Source organism: Micromonospora tarapacensis, from assembly GCF_019697375.1.
GTDB classification, from domain to species: Bacteria; Actinomycetota; Actinomycetes; order Mycobacteriales; family Micromonosporaceae; genus Micromonospora; species Micromonospora tarapacensis.
In genome coordinates this window covers 236319-254689 of the sequence record NZ_JAHCDI010000003.1, presented here as the reverse complement: position 1 = coordinate 254689, position 18371 = coordinate 236319, and the positions used below count along the sequence as shown (strand labels likewise).

The following is an 18371-nucleotide window of genomic DNA, read 5'->3' as shown; positions in this document are numbered from 1 at the left end:
TCGTGGTGACGGGTGAAGGCGGAGCCTAACGGGTCTGCCTGAACACCCGGCCACATCGAGGTGTCAGCCCGGTGCGCCGCGCGTGATACAGATGGAGCCCCCGGCCGGGATCGAACCGGCGACATCCCGCTTACAAGCAGGGAGCGCCTGAACGTCGTACGGTTCGGGCTGGTGAGCGCTGGTCATCCGTGCGCAAAGTCGATAAGCGGGTGGTCGGTGAACTAGGCGCTGCGGGCGGGCGTGGCGGCCGAACGCTGGGTGAACAGCTCGCGCAGCGCCTGGATGGCGGTGACCTTGTCGGCGTCCGCGAGATCCATCGCGAGGATCGCGTCGAGCGGCTCGCCACCCGACCTGACGGCCCGAATGAGGATCACCTTGGTGGTGTCAGGTAGATCAAGACTGAGGACGAGGTCGACATCGTCCACCGAGCTTGTGCCGCCCGCCGAGTCGATTCCGGTCAGCGCGGTGTCGTCGCCACGGATGTAGCGCTCAAGGGACCCAGGCGGCCAGCCGAGCTGCCGGTCCACCTTTTCCAAGGTCCACGCCTTGGCGCGCTCACCAACTTCTATATTTCGCCAGGTGACCGGCCCGACCGTCGCCGCTTTGGCGGCCGCGTCGATCGTCATGTTTCGCGCACGCCTCGCCCGCCGGACGATCGCCCCCGCCTCCCGTCGGCGCGTTGACTCGTCCACCGGACCGCTGCCTCTCCTCGACACGGGAACAGTCTCGCAGGAACAGCAGGGAACACCTAGAGCCCTGGCCTCAAGGTTGTTTTAAGTCACGAACGTGAATCAACGTGAATCGCCGTCTCACGGCAGGTGGCGATATGCAAATTTCTGTTCCCGGCTGTTCCTGTTGCTAGATGTTCCTAGCCGTGCCTACACTGCGGGCATGACGACGACCCGCAGACGACCGACCACGGCCGTCCCGATCGATGGGGACGCCCTCCGGCGGATCCGCATCGACCGCGGCATCGAGGTTGCCGACCTGGCGACTCGCATCCGGGTATCCCGGGCGTACGTGACCAAGCTCGAGCTGGGGCACTCCCCGCGAGCCAGCGCGTCGGTCCACGCGGCGCTGATCCGGGTCCTCCAGCCGGAGACCCGCGACGCCTTCCGAGCCGACCGCGACCAGGCCGGCGTCGCCTGATGGGCCGCGAGAGCCAGGGCTTTGCAGCCCTACCCGCGAGCCAGCGGAGCCTCGCAGGCGCGATCGGCGTGCTGCACCGGTGGGCCCGCACGACCAGCGAGCAGCGCACGGCCGCGCTCGGACCCGCCAACGAGGGACGCCGGCGACGGCTGGAACAGCAGGCCGACCCGGAGGGCGTCCTGTCGCCCGAGGACCTCGCGGCCGCCGTCGACCGGCTCCGTCGGGCCCACATGCGCAAGGCCGCACTGGCCAGCGCGAAGGCGCGAGCAGCCCGGAAACGGGCGGCGTAACAAGCGGGCCCCCGACCGCGGACACGGTCGGGGGCTCACAAAAGACCGGATCTTGACCCGCCATAGATCAAGGAGACCCAGATGGCACAGATCGTACCGGAGCCCTACGACGTGAGGCATCGGAAGAACCCAGCGGAGCGGGCGTACCTGCTGCGGGTGATCGCCCGCACGGTGACCGAGTCCCTGCCCGCCCCAATGATCATCGAGACCGACCCGTCCATTGGGTACGTCAACCTGCGGTTCGATGACAACGCCGCCGCGGCGGTCGACGCGTGGGCCGTGATGCTCGGCGTCGACACGGTCCACCACGAGCTCGACATCGAGCTGCTGCGCGACCGGGCCGGCCGCGGCTGGCACTGGGTGGGCAACAGCGACGCCGGCACGCTGTGGCACGGCTGGCAGCTGCACATCTGGTGCAAGGTCACCGGGCCTGCCGCCGACAGCCCGCCGGCGGACCCGGCCCACCCGGCAACGTGGCCAGCCCCGGGCCAGACCGGCCGCGAGGACGAGGTGGCGTTCACCAGGTCCGGGGGCGAGCGGTGAACGCGGCGCGGCTGGTGCGACGGTCCGAGGTGGCGACGCTGCGAGCCCAGCTGGCGACGCTGCGCCAGCAGAACCGGGAGCTGGTGGGGCTGCTGCAGGAGGCGGAGCGGCAGTCCCGGCGTGACCCGCTCACCGGCCTGCTGAACCGAGCGGGCCTGGCGGACGCGTTCGGGTTCGCGCAGACGAGCTACGTGCTCGCGATGCTCGACCTGGACGGTTTCAAGGAGATCAACGACGAGTTCGGGCACGCCGCCGGCGACGCCGTCCTCAAGGCGGTGGCTGACAGTCTCCACGACTTCCCGATGGCCACCCGGATGGGCGGCGACGAGTTCGTGCTGGCCGGCCGGATGCCGGGCGGCCCGCCCCAGTACTGGCCGGTGCAGTTGCCCGGCGGCGAGCTCATCTGCGTGCACGCCACGGTCGGCCTGGCCCCGGTGGTAATCGGCGACCTGGCCCTCACGCTGCGCCAGGCGGACGCCGCGATGTACCGCGCCAAGAAGTTCGCGCCCGGGGCGCTGGCCACCTACGACCCGGATCTCGACGACAAGCCCGTCCGACCGCGGCCCCGGGTACGGCTACGCGACCAGCGAGAGGCACGCCGATGACCCACACGACCGACACCGACTGGCTCCGCCGGTACGAGGCGAACGCCAAGGTGCCGAACCTGCCCGACGACGTCGACGTCGACCACGCGATGTCTCAGCTACGCCGGGAGGTCTTCGATCTGGGCGACCGCGTCTCGGTGACGAACGTCGTGCGGATCCTGCGCCACCGCCGGGGCCTGGCCACGGAGGTGCTGCTCAAGAACGAGCCGACCTGCCGAAGCTGCGGCGGGAACAAGCAGTGCACCGGCTGCGACGACACCCGCCCGCAGGCGAACCGGCTGGCCCCGGGCTGGCAGTTCATGTCACCCATGAATCGCTGGGAGACCGTCGAACGCATCGAGCAGGCCACCCAGTACGCGCCGGTCCGGGTATGGACGGACAAGACCGGCCCTGACTACTCGTGGCTGATCAAGCAGTGGTGCCAGCTCGACGCGATCGCTCCGCCCTGGCGCCCGCACGGCACCCCGGAGATCCGCATCGTGGAGTACGGGTACGACCGCTCCGCGCCCATGTACGCCGTGATCACCCTAGACACGATCTACCGGCCCGAGAACGACAACCCGGTGGCGGAAGCCCACTACAGCCGCGAGGCCGGCTGGAAGGTGACCCACCGACCCGGCGGCGGCGAGGTGGCCGTCGTGGACTGCGGCCGGAGCAAGGCCAAGGCCCGGACCGCGCTGCGCGCGGCCGCCCGCCAGCACGCGAAGGCCCTCAGGGTGAAGGTCACCGAGCAGCCCAGGGACGGTGGCCGGTGACGACCTACGACCGCACCCCGCCCGGCACCGTCGTGCGTCTGGTGATCCCCGAGGCGACGATCGTCTCCCACGGCGACCTGCAGATGCGGGTAACTCTCCCGGGCTGCCGGGGCGACATCGTCACCCTGCCGCTCGTCGACGAGCACTTCCACCCGCTGGTGGAGATCCAGCCGTACGTGCCAGCCCTCGAACCCGGCCAAACGTGGCGCGGCGCCGACGGCACGCTGCTGCATTCCATCCACTACCGACGCGAGCCCGACGACCACGGCGAAACTCTCCTGATCGCTCCGGTCAGCGGCTTCATGTACGGGCCGGCCCTGGCCGTGGACTATTTCGGGCCCCTCACTCTGCTGGCCGAGCGGCCCGCCTACGACGAGACCTGGCTACCGCCCGCGCCCGTCGCCCCGGAGCCCGCCGTTCCCTCCCCGGTGTCGCCGGCCACCCCGGCCGTCAGCGACACCGTCGTCCTGCCCCGCATCCCCGCCGAGGAGTCGCGATGACGCTCGAACACCCGGACTGGTGCCGGCCCGCGCTGTGCGACGCCGAGGTGCCCAGCCTGCCGGCCACCGGCGGCGTGCACCGCGGCGTCCCGGAGCGGCTCGTCCTGGTCCTGCCGATGGGCGACGCCATCTCGGTGACCGCCCAGCTGCAGCTGCCCGGCCACGTCTCCGTCGACGACGTCGACCGCGCCGCGTGCCTCGCGGTACAGGTCGCCGGCGGGCCCCTCACCCTGCTGCCGCTCGACCAGGGCCGCCTCGTCGTCGAGCGCTTGGCCCCGCTGCTGGGCCTGACCGTCACGGCCAGCGGTGTCTAGGACGGTCCGCCGCCCTGGCCGGCCCGCTGTCCTGCCGCACCGCTACGTGCGGCAGGACAGCGAGCCGGCCGACCCGTGGACCGAGCTGACCGCCTGCGCCACCTGCCGCAAGCTCGGCCGGCCGGGAGACGCCCAGCACCCCGAAACCGCACCAGCCGCCGCCCGCCCGGAGACCGCCATCGAGGAGGCGGCCCGCGAGCTGGAGGCCCGGATCCTCGGCGAGAAGGAGTAACCGTGGACGACCTGACTCCTGACCCCGCAACTGTGGCCCGCCTCGACCAGGACCGCGCCGCCCTGGCGGTCCTGGTCGCCGGAGCCGCCGAACACACCGAGGCCGAGGCCTGCCCACACGCCGGCATCTGCCCCGGCCAGCAGGTGACCGACGCCATCGCGCAGCTGCCCGCCGACGACCGGGACCGGCTCCTGGCCATCACGATCGCCGCGCTCGCCCACCTCCGGCATGTAGGCCCGCCGCGCTACCGGCTCACCCGCGCCGGCTACGCCGCCCTCAACGCCCAGCCTCCCGGGCCGTGGCCGCACGGCGGCCGCCATGCCTAGCGCCAAGCCTCGCGCCCACACCAGCCTCGGCCTGGAGATCTGGGCTGTCGGCACCTACGAGGAGATCACCGCTCTCCGCGCCCAACTCGGCGCCGCCGGCCGCCTCATCGAGGTCGGCAACCCGCACGTCCTGGCCGGCCCGGACGCCGGCCGATACCGCCAGTACATCCGCGCCCATGTCCGCACGAGTGAAGGGTCATCATGACCGCCAGTCGTAAGCTCAACCCCGGCCGGCCGTTGTACCGGGTCGGTGAGATCCCCGATGGCCTGGCCACCGTGACGATGTTGCGGCGTCTGCGCCGCCGCCCCGCCGAGGGCCAGAAGCCGGCAGCGACGCTGTTCTACCACGGCAACAAGCACACCGACCTGTACGAGATCACCGCGTCGACGCCGCTGCCAGCGCTGTCGCCGGGCCGGCAGGCCGCTTGGACGGCCGCACGGACCTGCGCCCGGTGCGCGGCCACCAGACCCGACCCCTTGGAGTTCATCGATCGTGGCCGGCGACTGTGCGCCGGCTGCGTCGTCACCGAACGGTCCGCCGCGGCCCGGCCATCGTGGCTGCGGCTGCGTGCGGCCGCCGTGGCGTGGGCCGGCGACGTCCTCGACGACCCCGACACCGTGCTGATCGCCGCGTACGGGCTGACCGACTGGGGCGCCCCGTACCACGTCCACGCGATCACCCTCGACGGGCAGGTTCTCGTCGACGTCGTCGCCCGCCGCGCGTACCCGTCCGCCGAGGGTGCGCTCGCGGGGATCGACCGCGTGCTCGGTGGGATCGCCGCGGACCGCCTGGTGCCCGTGCTGACGTCGCTGGTAGGACGCCGCCTGATCCACACCGTCCGCAGCAAGCTGGGCCACTACGGCGGTCACACCACCCCTCTGGCACGGCTTTCTGAGCTGACCCGGGGCCCGTACTCGCCCGGCCTCACCGATCCGTCGATCCGGCAGGAGCGGGAGGACGACTTCCATCTGCGGTGGACGGACTGGCACAACCGCACCTGGTACGACCACCCCCACTCCAGCCCCACCTACGGCAGATCCGGACTCTCGTCCGTCCCTGTCGACGGCAGCGACGCGGCGGCGCTCACCACCGCCATGCTCGCCGGTCTCACGCGGATGGCCATCGACGCGCACCCCGGCGGCCCGCCCGCCTGCCCGTGGCTGCCTCCCACCGGACGTACCCCCTGCGGTGCCACTCCCGACCCGGACAGCGGTCTGTGCCCCGACCACACACCCCCCGAGGAGTCCGACGGTGGACCGGCCTGACGACCTGCCGGTGGTGCCCTGCCTGGACTGCGACACCCCGTGCATCACGCCCGTGTCCCGCGCTCGCCGCGTCGGTGCCGGCTGCTGGCGCAAGCGGCGTGCCATCGCGCGCCGCCTCGCTGCTGCGTCGACCGCCTCGACCCTGCCGGTCGACGCGCAGGACGGGCCGAGCCTGCTCGACCAGTTGGAGGTGACCCATGTCTGACGCGCGTCTCGCCCAGGTCCTCAGCGAGCGCTACGGCGACCCGGACACGGCCGCCGCCGAGCAGACCGCGCCGCCGCCGCTGCCGGCACCGAAACCGCGGCCCAGCAATGACATCAGAGAGCACCGCCGGGTGCTGCTGGAGGCCCTGCGCCCCAAGACGAGGGCCGCATGACCCTGCCCACCCACAACAACGGCGCGGCACCTGGTCAGAGGTGCCGCGCCGTCAACGATCCCGAAGGACCAAATGTGAAGCCTCACCGTACCGCACACCCACGACACGCTGCGGGTGGCCGATGACGGCCCCGGCTCGTTGGCACGCCGACGTCTACCAGGACGCGGTCTGGGAGTCGTCCTTGCCGCCCCGCGCGAAACTGCTCGCCCTGACGTACGCCCGCCACGTCCGGGATGCCCAGGGCGATCGGACGGCGGCCGCCGACCTGGCCTGGTTGACCTACGACCGGGCCGTGGCGCAGGCCAGCATCGGTAAGCGCGCCCTGGTGACGTCCACGCTACAGATCCTGGTCGACGCGGGCTGGCTGGTGCCGGTCCGGGTGATCACGCGCCGGCCGACGCTGTACCGGCTGACCATCCCGGTCGCCGCCGCAGCGCCGACGGAGGGAACTACCGACCAGGACCAGCAGGGAACCACCGACAGTTCCGTAGTTCCTACTGGGGAACTACCGGCACCAACTGGTAGTTCCCTTCCACCGGCCGGTAGTTCCCTTTCGAACTTCCGTGGTTCCCCACAGGGAACCACGGAAGTTCCCACGGGGGAACGCAACTCCTCTCCTCCAGTCACCTCTCAACATCATCAGCAGCGCGGCGGAACCATCGCCTACGTCGCCGCTCGACTCGGTGTGGATGACGACGAAGCGACCCGGGTAATCGAACAGATCAAGACCGCCGCCCGCCGCCCGCCGAAGTCCCTCGGAGCGTACGTCCGCAGCCTGCCGCCCGACGACCTCGTCGACCACCTGGCCGCCGTCCGCGCCCAGACACCCCGGCTCCGCCGCCGGCCTCCGAGCGGCCGGTGCCGGCGTGACGCGCTGACCTCGCGGCCCGCCAGGCCCCCGGCGTGGCCCTGGCGCGGCCCTGGCCCGGCGGGTCCTCGCCGGCGAGATCCGGCACACCGACCTGCCCGACCCCGGCCTGCCCGGCCAGGCCCTGGCCGACGTCATCCCGATTCGCCCGAGCGCGTGAGGACCGACCCGTGACCACCCTCGACCAGCCGAAAGAGGAAAGCCAAGGATGAACGACGACATCGTGATCGCGTGCGCCAACCTGGTGGACCGGGCCGGCGCCGCTGGGTTCGAGATCGGACACACCGGCGACGACGACGAGCCGGCAGAGGATGTCCAGTGGTACGCATTCGCCGCCTACCGAGGCGCGCGGGTCATCTCTGACGGGCACCGGTCGCCCACGGCGGCGGCGTTGGGGCTGGCGGAGCGGCTGCTGGCTGGGGCGATGTGCCGCTGTACCCAGCCGGTCACCGTTTCGGATAGTCGTCCCGGGTGTCGGTGGCGGCTGGTCGGCCAGCGGTGGGAGCCGAGCTGTGACGCGGCGCCGGTGACGGTATCCGGCGGCGGGAGAGGCGACATGGCGGCGATTCAGCACGCCATGGCGCAGGTACCGCCGGGCGGGAACCGGGCCGCCCGACGAGCGGCAAAGCGACGGCGTCGGTGACGCGGCCACGCTGGCGCGGCCGGCCCGCCTGGGAGGCCGACCTGGCCGCCCGAGAGGTCCGCAACCCGGAGGAGGCCGCCGCCCGTGCCCGCCGCGGCCGGGCCCGGGTCGACGCCGCGCTCGCCGGCGATGCCCCGGCCGACACCGGCCACAACGACCTGCCGCCGCCGGCCGGCTACGAGTACGTGTCCTGCGCCGGCTGCTACCGGCCGGTCTGGGGCCTACCCGGATCACGCTGCCCCGCCTGCCGCCCCGCCTGCCGCCCCGCCAACGATGGAGGTTCCCGATGACCCACCCCGCACCTGCCTCGACCGACACCGTGACCGAGATCGACCGTGCCCGCCAGCAGTGCCGGGACATGGAGGCCCGCCTACAGCAGGCGTGGGTGCGCGTCGACGACCTCCACCAGGCGCTCACCCACACTGAGGCAAAGGCCGACCGCTACCGCCACCAGCTCGACCTCGCCAACCTCGGGCGGGCCCGCCTCGCCGAGGAGCTGTCGCAGCTCCGGACCGACCTCGCCCAGCACGCAGCGCTCGGCGGCGTGCCGGTGTGCAGGGCGTGCGGCTGCCACGACCTGATGGCCTGCCGGGACGGCTGCGCCTGGGCGTCCGACGGCGAGCAGACCGCGATCGGCCTCGACCCGAGGCTCGGGCCGCTGTGCACCCGCTGCCTGGGCTGGCAGGCCGAAATCGTGGCGCAGGATCCGCCGCGCAGGTCGCGGTGGCGGCGGTACTTCGGCATGTAGCCACCATGCACTGAGCAGCACACGAACGGCGCGGCCACCCCGAACCAGGGTGGCCGCGCCACCCGCATATAGGGAGGAGCATCCATGATGATCATTAGGTTGATCCGCTAATGCCGTACTGGCTGGAGAGCGACACCTTCGCGGACGACCCGGTCTGGGACGTCCTCGCCGGCGGCCGCGGCGACCGCGTCGACGCGCTGCAGGCCGCCTCCGCCCGCCTCAAGTCCGCCGCGTCGCACCAGCTGACCGACGGCTACCTCACCGAGGGCACCGCACTGCGGTACTGCCGCGGCCGCCGCCAGATCCTCGACCTGCTCTGCACCTCGGTGCTCGACCAGGCCCCCCGGCTGCACCGCCCCGGCGACGAATGCGCCTGCCTCGGTGACGCCCCCTGGATCGACGGCTACGCCTACCGCATCCACGCCTTCCTCCGCCGTAACCCTTCCAAGGCGGAGTATCTGCGGAACCGGGCCCAGCGAGCCGACCTGCGCGACCCGCGGCTCAAGGCGATGGTCTATGACCGCGACGGCGGCTGCTGCCGCTACTGCCGCTCCGGACCGCTGTCCCCGAAGGCCGGCCGCGCCCGGGACCGACGCAAGGTGCTCGCCTACGACCACGTCGACCCGGACCAGCCCGCAGGCCCCGACGGGACCAACCTCGTCACGGTCTGCGGACGCTGCAACGAGCACAAGGGCCACCGCACCCCGTACGAGGCCGACCTGCCCCTCCTGCCGGTCCCCACGGCCGCCGAGCGGGCCGCCTGGACCGCTCGCGGGCTGCTGCTGCAGGACCCCGCCGATCACCGACAGATCAGCGACAGATCAGCGACGAAACAGCGACATGACAGTGATCCGGACGCTGATCCGATCACTGATCGACCAGACGATCCCGACGCCGATCCGGACGACACCACCGGGGCCGACGTGCGCCCTGATGACGGCGATCACCAGCAGGAACAGCAGGTGCCGTCATCCGGGAAGGGGCCCGGGGCGGGTCGGGGCGGGCATCGCGCTGATCAGCCCGGTCCGACCCGCCAACCCACCCAGCCCATCCGGGCCCCCGACTCCCCCGACGTCTACCACCGGCGCTCCCGCGCCCCCGCTGGCGCAGATCCGTACATCTGGCCCCCGGGCTCAGTCCCGGCCACTTCCGCCCAACCTCAGGAGGACCACCATGGCGCACCCTGACCCGATGACCGCCGCCCGCAACGCCTTCGCCCAGCTCCAGAACGCGGCGGCCGCAATCGCCGCCGACAGCCTCTCGCCGATGGCCGCCCGGGAGATGCGCGCCGCGATGCCCGACCTGGCCGACGTCGTCCGGACCGCCGCCTTGGTGTCGATCGCCGAGTCCCTCCACACCCTCGCCAACGGCAAGGAGTAGCCGTGCGCTGGAACGCCGACCCGGACCTCGGCCCGGTGGCCTACCGTCACCCCCGCCACTACGCCACCGTCACCCCCGGCCCGCCGCCCGCCCCACGCGACGGGACACGGTTGCGGCGACTCCGCCGGGAGATGCGGATGACCCAAGGCGACCTCGCCCGCCGGATCGGCACCCGCCCTGGCGAGATTGGACGGTGGGAACGCGGAGACACTCCCGTACCGGCCCGGGTGCTCGCCGCTCTCGGCCTCACCACCCAGACCGGCAAGGACTCGCCGTGACGCCGTCCCGCCGGCGGCAACTGCTCGTCGACGACATCCGCGCCTACGCCGCCCAGCTCACTGACTGCTACCGCGCCCACGAAACCCTCTACACCAAGACCAGAGGCGGCCGGACCAAGCTCGTCGGCGTGCACACCGAGACACACGACGGGCTTCTGGCGCAGCTCGCCGAGATCGCGGTCCACGGCGTCACCTCGTCGACTGACAACCCGGGCGCCCGGCCCGTGCCGCAGTCCACACCACCGGGCCACTGGGAGGCCCTCGGCCGCGGCGCCGCGATCGCCGCCGAGGCCGCCCGGTGGTGCTGGGACCTCGACCTGCCACTGCGCGACACCACCCAGGGCAACATCCGCCAGCTGGCCGCCGCCGCCGGCGAGCTGCGGATCGTGGACGACGACCAGGTCGCCGCGCTGTGCCGGGCGATGCGGCTCTGGCGGGCCCAAGCCCAGGCCCTGATCGGCTGGACCAGCGAGGCCTACCGGCCACGCGCCACGTGCCCGATCCTGACCTGCGGCAAAGCCGACACGCTGCGGGTCAACCTGGCCCGCAAATCGGCGTTCTGCCTCGAGTGTCTGTCGGTGTGGGACGACGTCGACGGCAGCATCAACGTCCTCGCCGAGCACATCGCCGCGCAGACCGAGGCCCGCGCCGTCACCACCGAACGGATCCGATCCGGACACTCCGGCCACGGCGGAGCCTGGCTACCTGATCATCCGAACGGCCAGAACGACGGTCCCGGGTTTGCAGGAATGTCCGAATCCGGTGCATGATCGGGGAGCAGGAGTCTGCCCTGCCCCACGATCTACCCTGCCAGTCACCCGGGATCGGCTCCGGGACCGAGCGCCCCGCGCCACCAGTGCGGGGCGCTCGGCGCATCTTCCGGGGGTGGACGATGCCGACCCGCGCACCACGGCGCTGCACCCGCCCCGGCTGTCCGGGAGGGGATGCCTGCGGCCGGCACCAGCGGCCCCGGCCGACCCGGCAGGAGCTGGGCTACGACGAGGACTGGCTACGGATTTCAGCAGAGTTCCTGGCTGCTCACCCGTGGTGCCAGGGCTGTAAGAAGCGCAGCTCACGACACACCGACCACATCGACGGGGACACCAGCAACCGTGAGGAGTGGAACCTGCAGGCGCTGTGCCGCAAGTGCCACGGCCAAAAGACGGTTCAGCACGACGGCGGCTTCGGTCGTCCGCGTACCTCAAGACCAGGAGAAGAGATCGAGTGAGCGAGCTGGAGCTGAGCGAGGGCCTGGTGGTGCGGTCAGGTGACACGCTGGTGGTGGCGATACCCACGGTGTCGCAGGCCAACGCCGAGCGCATGGTCCGCGATCTGGAGAAAGCCCTTCCGGACATCGAGATCGTGTTGGTCGCTGGCGCGGCGGCTCTGGCCGCATACCGACCGCACGCGGTAAAGTGCTCGACCATCACCACCCACGCCGAGCACGGCGCGGACCCTGGCCACGGCGCCGCCGACCACCCGTCGATCGATGGGGAGGGGCGGGTCGGATCTCTGCAGGTCAGGGGGGTCGAAACGCCGCGGTAAGGCGGCTCTCTCGCTGACGAGTTTTCGCACTTGCCGTATCCGAGAGGGGTGTCCACTGTGGGCAAACGTGGTCCGCACCCGGCGCCGACGGCGCTCAAGCTGGTGCGCGGGACCCGGTCTGACCGGGTTAACACCGACGAGCCGGTGCCGTCGACGACGGAAATCGAGCCCCCGGAGTGGCTCACCAGGGCTGCGGTGGACATCTGGGCGGAGTACGCCCCGGATCTGATCCGCAAGGGCGTGCTGACGGCCTGGGACGTCGAAACCTTCGCCATCGTCTGCGACGCGGCCGCCCGCCGACGCAAGGCGGCCGCCGCCCTGGACCAGGAGGGTGAGGTCGTCAAGCTGCCCGTCTTCGACAAGAACGGGAAGCAGACCGGCAACCGGGTCACCCGGAACCCGTGGACGGTCATCCTGGGCCAGGCGGATCGGCAGCTGCAGACCTGGGCGGCCCGCTTCGGTTTGACCCCGTCGGACCGGGCCCAGCTGACCGGTGGAGATGGTCGACGTGACCCCGCCGAGGACCTCCTCACGGGCTGAGTCGCCACCGCGGCGGCCGGCGCGGCCGCGCGCCCGGGCCGGCCGGGTGCCGGGCGACTGGATCCCGGACCACAACCGGCGGTGGCGGCCGCGAGACCGCAAGGGACCGACCTGCGGGTACACCTTCCGGGACAAGCAGTGCCCGAGGAGGGGCGCGCACTACTGCGAGCCCCGCGCCGACCGGGCCGTCGCCTTCCCGGCCGAGCTGCTGCGGCACATCAAGGGCCCCTACCGCCGACGCGCGTTCGTGCTCCGCGACTGGCAGGAACACGAGATCATCCGGCCGTTGTTCGGCGAGGTGATCTGGTCCACGGAGTGGCAGCGCTATGTCCGCCGGTACCGCCGGGCGCACATCGTGATGGGCCGCAAGAATGGCAAAAGCGAGATCGCGGCCGCCATCCAGCTGCTGCTCTTCGTCGGCGACGACGAGGAAGCCGCCGAGGTCTACAACGCCGCGGCCGACACCAAGCAGGCGGAGAAGGTCTTCGGGCCCGCGCTGCGCATGATCCAGCTGTCCCCGGTGCTTTCCCGGCGGCTCAAGTACTACAAGAACGAGCGCCGCCTGGTCGACGAGCGCTCCGGCAGCATCTACGAGGTCATCACCGCCGACGCCAAGGGCGAGCTAGGCCACAACCCGCACGGCTTCAACCTCGACGAGGTCCTGTCGCAGCCGGACGGATCGCTGTGGGAGGCGATGGACACCGCCGACGGCGCACGCGAGCAGGAGCTGCTCTTCACGACCACCACCGAGACGGACGAGCCGCTGTCGTTCGGCGCGCAGATGATCGACGAGGCCGAGCGGATCATGGAGGACCCGACCAGGTCGCCGCACACCTTCGCGTTCGTCCGGAAGCTGCCCCGTACTGAGGAGGAGCTGCAGCGGGTCCGCCGGGCGCACCCTGGGCACCCGCACCTGCCGGTGTCGACGGACATCTACGACGAGCGGAACTGGCGCTGGGCGAATCCGGCATTGGATCAGTTCAAGAGCCGCGAGGCACTGCGGCGGCACGCCCTCGCCGCGAAGCAGAACGCGGCCAGGGAGAAGGCCTTCCGCCAGTTCCAGATGAACCAGCGGGTCCAGGCCCTCTACCGCTACGTGTCCATGGACCTGTGGGACCTCAACACCGGCGAGCTGGCACCCAACCCGGACTGGCTGCTGCCCAAGCAAGAAGGCCTGCGCTGCTGGGGCGGTCTCGACCTGTCCAGCAAGCTGGACATGACCGCGTGGTGCCTGCTGTTCGAGGACGGCCAGATCCGCTGGCGGTTCTGGATCCCCGAGGCGGTCGTGCCGGAGCTGGCCGCGAACACCGACGGCGCCTTCCAGCAGTGGGTGGACCAGGGCTGGATCACCGCCACCGACGGCAACACGATCGACTACCAGGCGATCTACACCGCGATCGAGCAAGACCACGACCTCTTCCGGATCGTAGATGTCACCTACGATCGGTGGTCGGGTGAGCCGGTGCGGCAGGAAATCGTCGACCGGACCGGTCTGGATCTGATCGAGTCCGGCACCACCTACGAGCGTATGACCGGTCCGATGACGGAGTTCTCCCGGGCCCTTGCCGCCCAGGAGTACCGCCACGGCGGTAACCCGGTCGCCCGGTGGATGGCCGAGCACCTCAAGGCCAAGAGTCCCACGGACGACCCGGACCGGTATCGGCCGGTGAAGCCCGACCGGGCCAAGGAGCACGTCCGGATCGACGGAATGCCGGCGCTGTTCTTCGCCATCGACGGCCGCATGCGAGTCGGCGACGGCGACTCGGTCTACGACTACCGCGGCCTGGCCACCGTTGGCGGTGCCGCCGGCTGACCTGAGGGAGGTGATCGACGTGGACGTACCGGTCACCCCCGAGGATGAGGCACCGCCGCGGCGTACGCCGGCTGAGCTGATCGCGGCGGCCGCCGGCGACGCCTGGCGCGGCCTGGTCGACGTCTTCGGCGTCTTCGACTGGGTGACCACGGCCGGGACAGCGATGCTGCTGGCCGGACTGTGGGTGTGGTTCGGCACCGGACCTGCGCTCGCCGGCGTCGGCGCCCTGGTGGTGTGGATGGGCATCGCCGGCGGCCGCGCCGCAGCCCGTGCCGCCGCCGGCGACGTCGACGAGGACCAGGCCGCCGCGCAACCTCGAGGCCACGTCGCTGGCGAGGCGGCGTAGCCGTGGGCGGCGGACTGATCGGCCGGACGGTGGCCACCCCGGGACGGCGCGCGTCGACCGGGCCCACCTCCGGCGTGGCCACCCCGGAGAAGTGGGTCGAGGAATGGTTCGCGGGCGGCGCGTCGACGGCCGCCGGCGTGTGGGTGTCCGAGGAGACCGCGCTGCACTACGGGCCGTTCTTTGCCGGCGTCAACGTGATCAGCACTGATCTGGCCAAGCTGCCGCACCTGGTCTATGAGCGACTCGACAGGGGCAAGCGCCGGGCCCGTGAGCACCCTGTATACCGGGTGCTGCACGACGAGCCGAACCCGCTGATGCCGCCGATCGCGGTCCGCCGCACCGCGCAGGCCCACGCACTGACCTGGGGTACCGGCTACCTCAACGTCGTCTGGAACAACCGCGGCGACGTCATCGAGCTGTGGCCACTGCGACCGGACCGCATCACCCCGGAGATCAAGCGCACCGGCCCGGGCCGGATGACCCTCACCTACCGGTACAGCGACGACGTCAACGGCATCCACACCCGGCTGTTCCCCGACGAGGTCCTGCCGATCGGCGGCCTCGGCTACGACGGCATCCGCGGCTACAGCGTGGTCGCGATGGCCCGCCAGTCCATCGGCCTCGGCATGGCCCTGGAACGGTACGGCAGCGCCCTGTTCGGCAACGGCGCACGGCCGGGCGGGGTGCTCAAGCACCCCAAGAAGCTGTCTCCGGACGGCCACAAGCGGCTGCAGGCGGACTGGGACAACATCCACCGCGGCCTCGACCGCGCGCAGCGCGTCGCGATCCTCGAGGAAGGACTGGAGTGGGAGTCGATCGGCATGCCCCCGGAAGACGCCCAGTTCCTGGAGACCCGCAAGCTGCAGGTCAACGAGATGGCCCGCTGGTTGCGCATACCCCCGCACAAGCTCGGGGACCTGGACCGCGCCACGTTCTCGAACATCGAGCACCAGGGCCTGGAGTACGTCACCGACACGCTGATGGGCTGGCTCATCACCTGGGACCAGATGATCAACATGAGATTGTTCGTCGGTCCTGAGCGTGGCCGCTACTTCGCTGAGCACCTCGTCGACGCGCTCCTACGCGCCGACATCAAGACCCGCTACGAGGCCTACAACCTGGGCCGGCAGATGGGCGTGCTCAACGGCGACGACATCGCCGAGAAGGAGAACAGCAACCCGCTGCCCGGCGGGGTCGGCGAGACCTACTGGATGCCGCTGAACATGGGCCCTGCGCTGGGCCCTGGCCAGCAACCCGATCCGGAACGAGCCTGCCCGGTGCACCCGGGCTGTACCTGCCAGGGAGGGGCGAAGTGACCGACCAGGACAAGCGCGATCGCGACGACGAGCAGGACGACGGCGCCGGCCGGCGCAGCGCCCCGCTGCGCCGGCGGACCGTCAGGCCCGCTCGCCGCGCGATCGCCAGGCCGGCCCGGAGGTGAACCGGTGAAGCTCGGCTACACCCGCGCGTTCATGGTACGCGCCGCCGACGACGATGACGGCGACCTGCTGCGGTTCGTCGGCGCCACCGAAGGCGAGAAAGGCGACGGCATTGCGCTGAAGATGGACGGCGCGCAGCTCGACCGATACCGCGCCAACCCGATCTTCGGGTATGGGCACCGCTACTGGGGTCGGGACAGCCTGCCGATCGGCCGGTCGGAGCACACGGAGGTCGACGACTCCAAGCGGTTGATGTTCGACATCCGCTTCGACCGCAAGGACGACTTCGCGGCCACCGTCGAGCGCAAGTACCGCGACGGCTACCTCAACGCCGTGAGCATCGGTTTCTCCGTCGTCGAGTGGGAGGACCCGAAGACCCAGGACTACTGGCGCGGCGGCACGGCCGTCAAGTGGGAACTGTACGAGCTGTCCAGCGTGCCCCTGCCGATGGACGCCAGCGCGGTCGTCGAGTCCGGCCGCGGCGGGCTCGGCGTCGACGACGACTTGCTGCAGTCCGTACGCGGGCTCCTGGACCGCCTCGACGCCGGATCGATCGACGCGCTGCGGCAGCTGCTCGATCGGACCGGTGCCGGCCCGCTCGGCGACAACACCCGCCGCCGGCGCCCGAGCCGACCCGGCAGGGCCACGACCTCGACTGGGCGCGACGCCGGCTGCAGCTGGCCGGGAACGCCCGCTGACCATCCCGCTGCTGCCAGGCCGCGGACCCATCACGAAGGAGAGCACAGGGTGGACATCAACGCCCGCAAGAAGGAGCGCGCGAGCCTGGCCAAGCAGGCTCGCGACATCCTCGACACCGCGCAGGCCGACGGCGGCCGCCGGCTGACCGCCGAGGAGTCGGAGAAGTTCGACCGCCTGATGGCCGACGTCGACGGCCACGACCAGGACATCACCCGTGAGGAGCGGCTACGCGCCAAGGAGCGCCGCATCGACGGCGACCCGGACGACCAGCCGACCCGGGAGAACAACGGGCCCGACCGCGCCGGCGACGGCGAGCGGGCCGCCGCCTTCCGGCAGTACATCGTCGGCGGCCGCTCGACGCTGAGCCCGGAGCAAGCCCGCACGCTGCAGGCCGGATCCGACCCGGAGGGCGGCTACCTCGTCGCCCCGCAGAAGTGGGTCAGCGGACTGCTGCAGCGCCTGGACGACGAGGTGTTCATCCGTCGGTGGGCGCACACCGAAACCCTCACCGAGGCCGCATCACTGGGTGTGCCGACTCTGGACACCGACCTCGACGACGCCGAATGGACCACCGAGTTCGGCACCGGCAACCAGGACGACTCGCTGCGGTTCGGCAAGCGCGAGCTGACCCCCAACCCCCTCGCCAAGCGGGTCAAGGTCAGCCGGAAGCTGCTGCGGCTGACCCGCGGTAACGCCGAGGACATTGTGAGGGACCGGCTGGCCTACAAGTTCGCCGTGAGCCAGGAGAAGGCCTTCATGACCGGCGACGGCAACAAGAAGCCCCTCGGCCTGTTCACGGCGTCGCCGATGGGCATCTCGACTGGCCGGGACGTCACGGTCGGCGACATCAGCGACGACGAGCAGGACATCAACGCCGACGGCCTGATCGACATGAAGTACACGCTCAAGGCCGGCTACCTGGCCAACGCCCGCTGGCTGTTCCACCGCGACACGGTCAAGCGGATCCGCAAGCTCAAGGACCAGGAGGGCGTCTACATCTGGCGGCCGGGCCTGGCCACCGACCGGCCTGACACCATCCTCGACCTGCCGTTCGGCATGTCGGAGTTCTGCCCGAACACCTACACCGACGGCCAGTACGTGACCCTGCTCGGCGACTTCAAGAAGTACTGGATCGCCGACGCGCTGAACATGGAGGTCCAGCGCCTGGTCGAGCTGTACGCCGAGACCAACCAGGTCGGGTTCATCGGCCGGCTGGAGACCGACGGGATGCCCGTCCTGGAAGAGGCCTTCGTCCGCGGCAAGGTCGTCGCCTGATCCAGGCCCGACCGCAGCACCCTAGGAGGATACGAGCATGAGCAGGCGAGACCTGGTCAGCAACATCAACGCGGCGATCACCCTGGCGCCGGCGGCGCGGACCGCCGCGGCGGACGGCAGCACCGTGGACCTCACCGGCTACGAGATGGCCGCGGTGGTGATCACCTCGGGCACCATCACCGACGGCAGCGGCTACGTCTTCGAGGTCCAGCACAGCGACAACGGCTCCGACTGGGAGGCGGTGCCGGATGACGAGCTGGTCGGCAGCGAGCCGACCCTCACGGCGTCCGACGACAACGCGGTCCGCAAGATCGGCTACCGAGGGCGGCGGCGGTACCTGCGCGCGTCCATCGCCTCGGTCACCGGTTCCCCGTCCACCGGCGGAGTGCTGTCCGCCGTCGTCCTGCGTGGCGGGGCCCGTGTGGCCCCGCTGAGCTGAG

Annotated in this window: 30 protein-coding genes; 29 read left to right on the top strand and 1 reads right to left on the bottom strand. The window is 71.3% G+C overall.

Annotated elements, in window-relative coordinates; translation table 11 throughout:
- Nucleotides 1-221: 221 nt before the first annotated feature.
- Nucleotides 222-626: a hypothetical protein gene (locus KIF24_RS02050; protein WP_221082515.1), complete on the bottom strand. Its 405-nt coding sequence runs from the start codon at nt 624-626 to the stop codon at nt 222-224.
- A gap of 265 nt (nt 627-891) precedes the next feature.
- Between KIF24_RS02050 and KIF24_RS02045 the strand changes: the two genes are divergently transcribed.
- The 29 genes from KIF24_RS02045 to KIF24_RS01910 all read left to right on the top strand — a co-directional run bounded on the left by KIF24_RS02045 (nt 892) and on the right by KIF24_RS01910 (nt 18370).
- Nucleotides 892-1149, top strand: a complete 258-nt coding sequence (locus KIF24_RS02045; protein WP_221082514.1) for a helix-turn-helix domain-containing protein — start codon at nt 892-894, stop codon at nt 1147-1149.
- Nucleotides 1149-1439, top strand: coding sequence for a hypothetical protein (locus KIF24_RS02040; RefSeq protein ID WP_221082513.1), 291 nt, complete (start codon nt 1149-1151; stop codon nt 1437-1439). The genes KIF24_RS02045 and KIF24_RS02040 overlap by 1 nt, the downstream gene beginning before the upstream one ends.
- Before the next feature lie 81 nt (nt 1440-1520).
- Nucleotides 1521-1982 (top strand): hypothetical protein, encoded by a 462-nt coding sequence (locus tag KIF24_RS02035; protein ID WP_221082512.1) that lies wholly within the window; start codon nt 1521-1523, stop codon nt 1980-1982.
- Nucleotides 1979-2587, top strand: coding sequence for a GGDEF domain-containing protein (locus KIF24_RS02030; RefSeq protein ID WP_221082511.1), 609 nt, complete (start codon nt 1979-1981; stop codon nt 2585-2587). The genes KIF24_RS02035 and KIF24_RS02030 overlap by 4 nt, the downstream gene beginning before the upstream one ends.
- Entirely contained in the window at nt 2584-3342 is a 759-nt protein-coding gene (locus tag KIF24_RS02025) for a hypothetical protein (protein WP_221082510.1), read from the top strand. The genes KIF24_RS02030 and KIF24_RS02025 overlap by 4 nt, the downstream gene beginning before the upstream one ends.
- On the top strand, nt 3339-3842 hold the full coding sequence (locus KIF24_RS02020) for a hypothetical protein (RefSeq protein ID WP_221082509.1): 504 nt from the start codon (nt 3339-3341) through the stop codon (nt 3840-3842). Before KIF24_RS02025 ends, KIF24_RS02020 begins: the two co-directional genes overlap by 4 nt.
- Nucleotides 3839-4156, top strand: coding sequence for a hypothetical protein (locus KIF24_RS02015; RefSeq protein WP_221082508.1), 318 nt, complete (start codon nt 3839-3841; stop codon nt 4154-4156). Before KIF24_RS02020 ends, KIF24_RS02015 begins: the two co-directional genes overlap by 4 nt.
- Nucleotides 4149-4388, top strand: a complete 240-nt coding sequence (locus KIF24_RS02010) for a hypothetical protein (protein ID WP_221082507.1) — start codon at nt 4149-4151, stop codon at nt 4386-4388. The genes KIF24_RS02015 and KIF24_RS02010 overlap by 8 nt, the downstream gene beginning before the upstream one ends.
- Before the next feature lie 2 nt (nt 4389-4390).
- On the top strand, nt 4391-4714 hold the full coding sequence (locus KIF24_RS02005) for a hypothetical protein (RefSeq protein ID WP_221082506.1): 324 nt from the start codon (nt 4391-4393) through the stop codon (nt 4712-4714).
- Nucleotides 4707-4919, top strand: a complete 213-nt coding sequence (locus tag KIF24_RS02000; RefSeq protein ID WP_221082505.1) for a hypothetical protein — start codon at nt 4707-4709, stop codon at nt 4917-4919. Before KIF24_RS02005 ends, KIF24_RS02000 begins: the two co-directional genes overlap by 8 nt.
- Nucleotides 4916-5980: a hypothetical protein gene (locus tag KIF24_RS01995; protein WP_221082504.1), complete on the top strand. Its 1065-nt coding sequence runs from the start codon at nt 4916-4918 to the stop codon at nt 5978-5980. The genes KIF24_RS02000 and KIF24_RS01995 overlap by 4 nt, the downstream gene beginning before the upstream one ends.
- The gene (locus KIF24_RS01990; protein WP_221082503.1) at nt 5967-6185 is read left to right on the top strand and encodes a hypothetical protein; all 219 of its coding nucleotides are present in this window, start codon (nt 5967-5969) and stop codon (nt 6183-6185) included. Before KIF24_RS01995 ends, KIF24_RS01990 begins: the two co-directional genes overlap by 14 nt.
- On the top strand, nt 6178-6357 hold the full coding sequence (locus KIF24_RS01985) for a hypothetical protein (protein WP_221082502.1): 180 nt from the start codon (nt 6178-6180) through the stop codon (nt 6355-6357). The genes KIF24_RS01990 and KIF24_RS01985 overlap by 8 nt, the downstream gene beginning before the upstream one ends.
- A 1076-nt stretch (nt 6358-7433) precedes the next feature.
- Nucleotides 7434-7868: a hypothetical protein gene (locus KIF24_RS01980; protein WP_221082501.1), complete on the top strand. Its 435-nt coding sequence runs from the start codon at nt 7434-7436 to the stop codon at nt 7866-7868.
- Nucleotides 7865-8158, top strand: coding sequence for a hypothetical protein (locus KIF24_RS01975; protein ID WP_221082500.1), 294 nt, complete (start codon nt 7865-7867; stop codon nt 8156-8158). The genes KIF24_RS01980 and KIF24_RS01975 overlap by 4 nt, the downstream gene beginning before the upstream one ends.
- Nucleotides 8155-8616: a hypothetical protein gene (locus KIF24_RS01970; protein WP_221082499.1), complete on the top strand. Its 462-nt coding sequence runs from the start codon at nt 8155-8157 to the stop codon at nt 8614-8616. Before KIF24_RS01975 ends, KIF24_RS01970 begins: the two co-directional genes overlap by 4 nt.
- Before the next feature lie 110 nt (nt 8617-8726).
- Complete coding sequence (locus tag KIF24_RS01965) at nt 8727-9803, top strand: HNH endonuclease (RefSeq protein WP_221082498.1); 1077 nt, start codon at nt 8727-8729, stop codon at nt 9801-9803.
- Nucleotides 9790-9996 carry a hypothetical protein gene (locus KIF24_RS01960; protein ID WP_221082497.1) on the top strand — a complete coding sequence of 69 codons (207 nt, stop codon included), beginning with the start codon at nt 9790-9792 and terminating at the stop codon, nt 9994-9996. Before KIF24_RS01965 ends, KIF24_RS01960 begins: the two co-directional genes overlap by 14 nt.
- A 2-nt stretch (nt 9997-9998) precedes the next feature.
- On the top strand, nt 9999-10274 hold the full coding sequence (locus KIF24_RS34250; RefSeq protein ID WP_221082496.1) for a helix-turn-helix domain-containing protein: 276 nt from the start codon (nt 9999-10001) through the stop codon (nt 10272-10274).
- On the top strand, nt 10271-11044 hold the full coding sequence (locus KIF24_RS01950) for a DUF7341 domain-containing protein (protein ID WP_221082495.1): 774 nt from the start codon (nt 10271-10273) through the stop codon (nt 11042-11044). The genes KIF24_RS34250 and KIF24_RS01950 overlap by 4 nt, the downstream gene beginning before the upstream one ends.
- A gap of 122 nt (nt 11045-11166) precedes the next feature.
- Nucleotides 11167-11502: an HNH endonuclease signature motif containing protein gene (locus tag KIF24_RS01945; RefSeq protein ID WP_221082494.1), complete on the top strand. Its 336-nt coding sequence runs from the start codon at nt 11167-11169 to the stop codon at nt 11500-11502.
- Nucleotides 11499-11819, top strand: coding sequence for a hypothetical protein (locus tag KIF24_RS01940; protein WP_221082493.1), 321 nt, complete (start codon nt 11499-11501; stop codon nt 11817-11819). The genes KIF24_RS01945 and KIF24_RS01940 overlap by 4 nt, the downstream gene beginning before the upstream one ends.
- Nucleotides 11820-11876: 57 nt before the next feature.
- Nucleotides 11877-12359: a phage terminase small subunit P27 family gene (locus tag KIF24_RS01935; RefSeq protein WP_221082492.1), complete on the top strand. Its 483-nt coding sequence runs from the start codon at nt 11877-11879 to the stop codon at nt 12357-12359.
- Nucleotides 12360-12405: 46 nt separating this feature from the next.
- Complete coding sequence (locus KIF24_RS01930; protein WP_221082491.1) at nt 12406-14172, top strand: terminase large subunit; 1767 nt, start codon at nt 12406-12408, stop codon at nt 14170-14172.
- 19 nt (nt 14173-14191) lie between these two features.
- A complete protein-coding gene (locus KIF24_RS01925) occupies nt 14192-14518 on the top strand; it encodes a hypothetical protein (protein WP_221082490.1) in 327 nt (108 codons plus the stop codon).
- Between the two features lie 2 nt (nt 14519-14520).
- Complete coding sequence (locus KIF24_RS01920; RefSeq protein WP_221082489.1) at nt 14521-15834, top strand: phage portal protein; 1314 nt, start codon at nt 14521-14523, stop codon at nt 15832-15834.
- A complete protein-coding gene (locus KIF24_RS33775) occupies nt 15831-15959 on the top strand; it encodes a hypothetical protein (RefSeq protein WP_269440562.1) in 129 nt (42 codons plus the stop codon). The genes KIF24_RS01920 and KIF24_RS33775 overlap by 4 nt, the downstream gene beginning before the upstream one ends.
- Before the next feature lie 4 nt (nt 15960-15963).
- Nucleotides 15964-17931: a phage major capsid protein gene (locus KIF24_RS01915; RefSeq protein ID WP_221082488.1), complete on the top strand. Its 1968-nt coding sequence runs from the start codon at nt 15964-15966 to the stop codon at nt 17929-17931.
- 37 nt (nt 17932-17968) lie between these two features.
- Nucleotides 17969-18370, top strand: coding sequence for a hypothetical protein (locus KIF24_RS01910; protein WP_221082487.1), 402 nt, complete (start codon nt 17969-17971; stop codon nt 18368-18370).
- The last annotated feature ends 1 nt before the right edge of the window (nt 18371 follow it).

Excerpts from the sequence above, each read along its gene's own strand:
- KIF24_RS02050 (WP_221082515.1), bottom strand. The coding sequence starts at position 626 with ATGACGATCGACGCGGCCGCCAAAGCGGCGACGGTCGGGCCGGTCACC.
- KIF24_RS02045 (WP_221082514.1), top strand. The coding sequence starts at position 892 with ATGACGACGACCCGCAGACGACCGACCACGGCCGTCCCGATCGATGGG.
- KIF24_RS02040 (WP_221082513.1), top strand. The coding sequence starts at position 1,149 with ATGGGCCGCGAGAGCCAGGGCTTTGCAGCCCTACCCGCGAGCCAGCGG.
- KIF24_RS02035 (WP_221082512.1), top strand. The coding sequence starts at position 1,521 with ATGGCACAGATCGTACCGGAGCCCTACGACGTGAGGCATCGGAAGAAC.
- KIF24_RS02025 (WP_221082510.1), top strand. The coding sequence starts at position 2,584 with ATGACCCACACGACCGACACCGACTGGCTCCGCCGGTACGAGGCGAAC.
- KIF24_RS02015 (WP_221082508.1), top strand. The coding sequence starts at position 3,839 with ATGACGCTCGAACACCCGGACTGGTGCCGGCCCGCGCTGTGCGACGCC.
- KIF24_RS02000 (WP_221082505.1), top strand. The coding sequence starts at position 4,707 with ATGCCTAGCGCCAAGCCTCGCGCCCACACCAGCCTCGGCCTGGAGATC.
- KIF24_RS01995 (WP_221082504.1), top strand. The coding sequence starts at position 4,916 with ATGACCGCCAGTCGTAAGCTCAACCCCGGCCGGCCGTTGTACCGGGTC.
- KIF24_RS01985 (WP_221082502.1), top strand. The coding sequence starts at position 6,178 with ATGTCTGACGCGCGTCTCGCCCAGGTCCTCAGCGAGCGCTACGGCGAC.
- KIF24_RS01980 (WP_221082501.1), top strand. The coding sequence starts at position 7,434 with ATGAACGACGACATCGTGATCGCGTGCGCCAACCTGGTGGACCGGGCC.
- KIF24_RS01970 (WP_221082499.1), top strand. The coding sequence starts at position 8,155 with ATGACCCACCCCGCACCTGCCTCGACCGACACCGTGACCGAGATCGAC.
- KIF24_RS01965 (WP_221082498.1), top strand. The coding sequence starts at position 8,727 with ATGCCGTACTGGCTGGAGAGCGACACCTTCGCGGACGACCCGGTCTGG.
- KIF24_RS01960 (WP_221082497.1), top strand. The coding sequence starts at position 9,790 with ATGGCGCACCCTGACCCGATGACCGCCGCCCGCAACGCCTTCGCCCAG.
- KIF24_RS01945 (WP_221082494.1), top strand. The coding sequence starts at position 11,167 with ATGCCGACCCGCGCACCACGGCGCTGCACCCGCCCCGGCTGTCCGGGA.
- KIF24_RS01910 (WP_221082487.1), top strand. The coding sequence starts at position 17,969 with ATGAGCAGGCGAGACCTGGTCAGCAACATCAACGCGGCGATCACCCTG.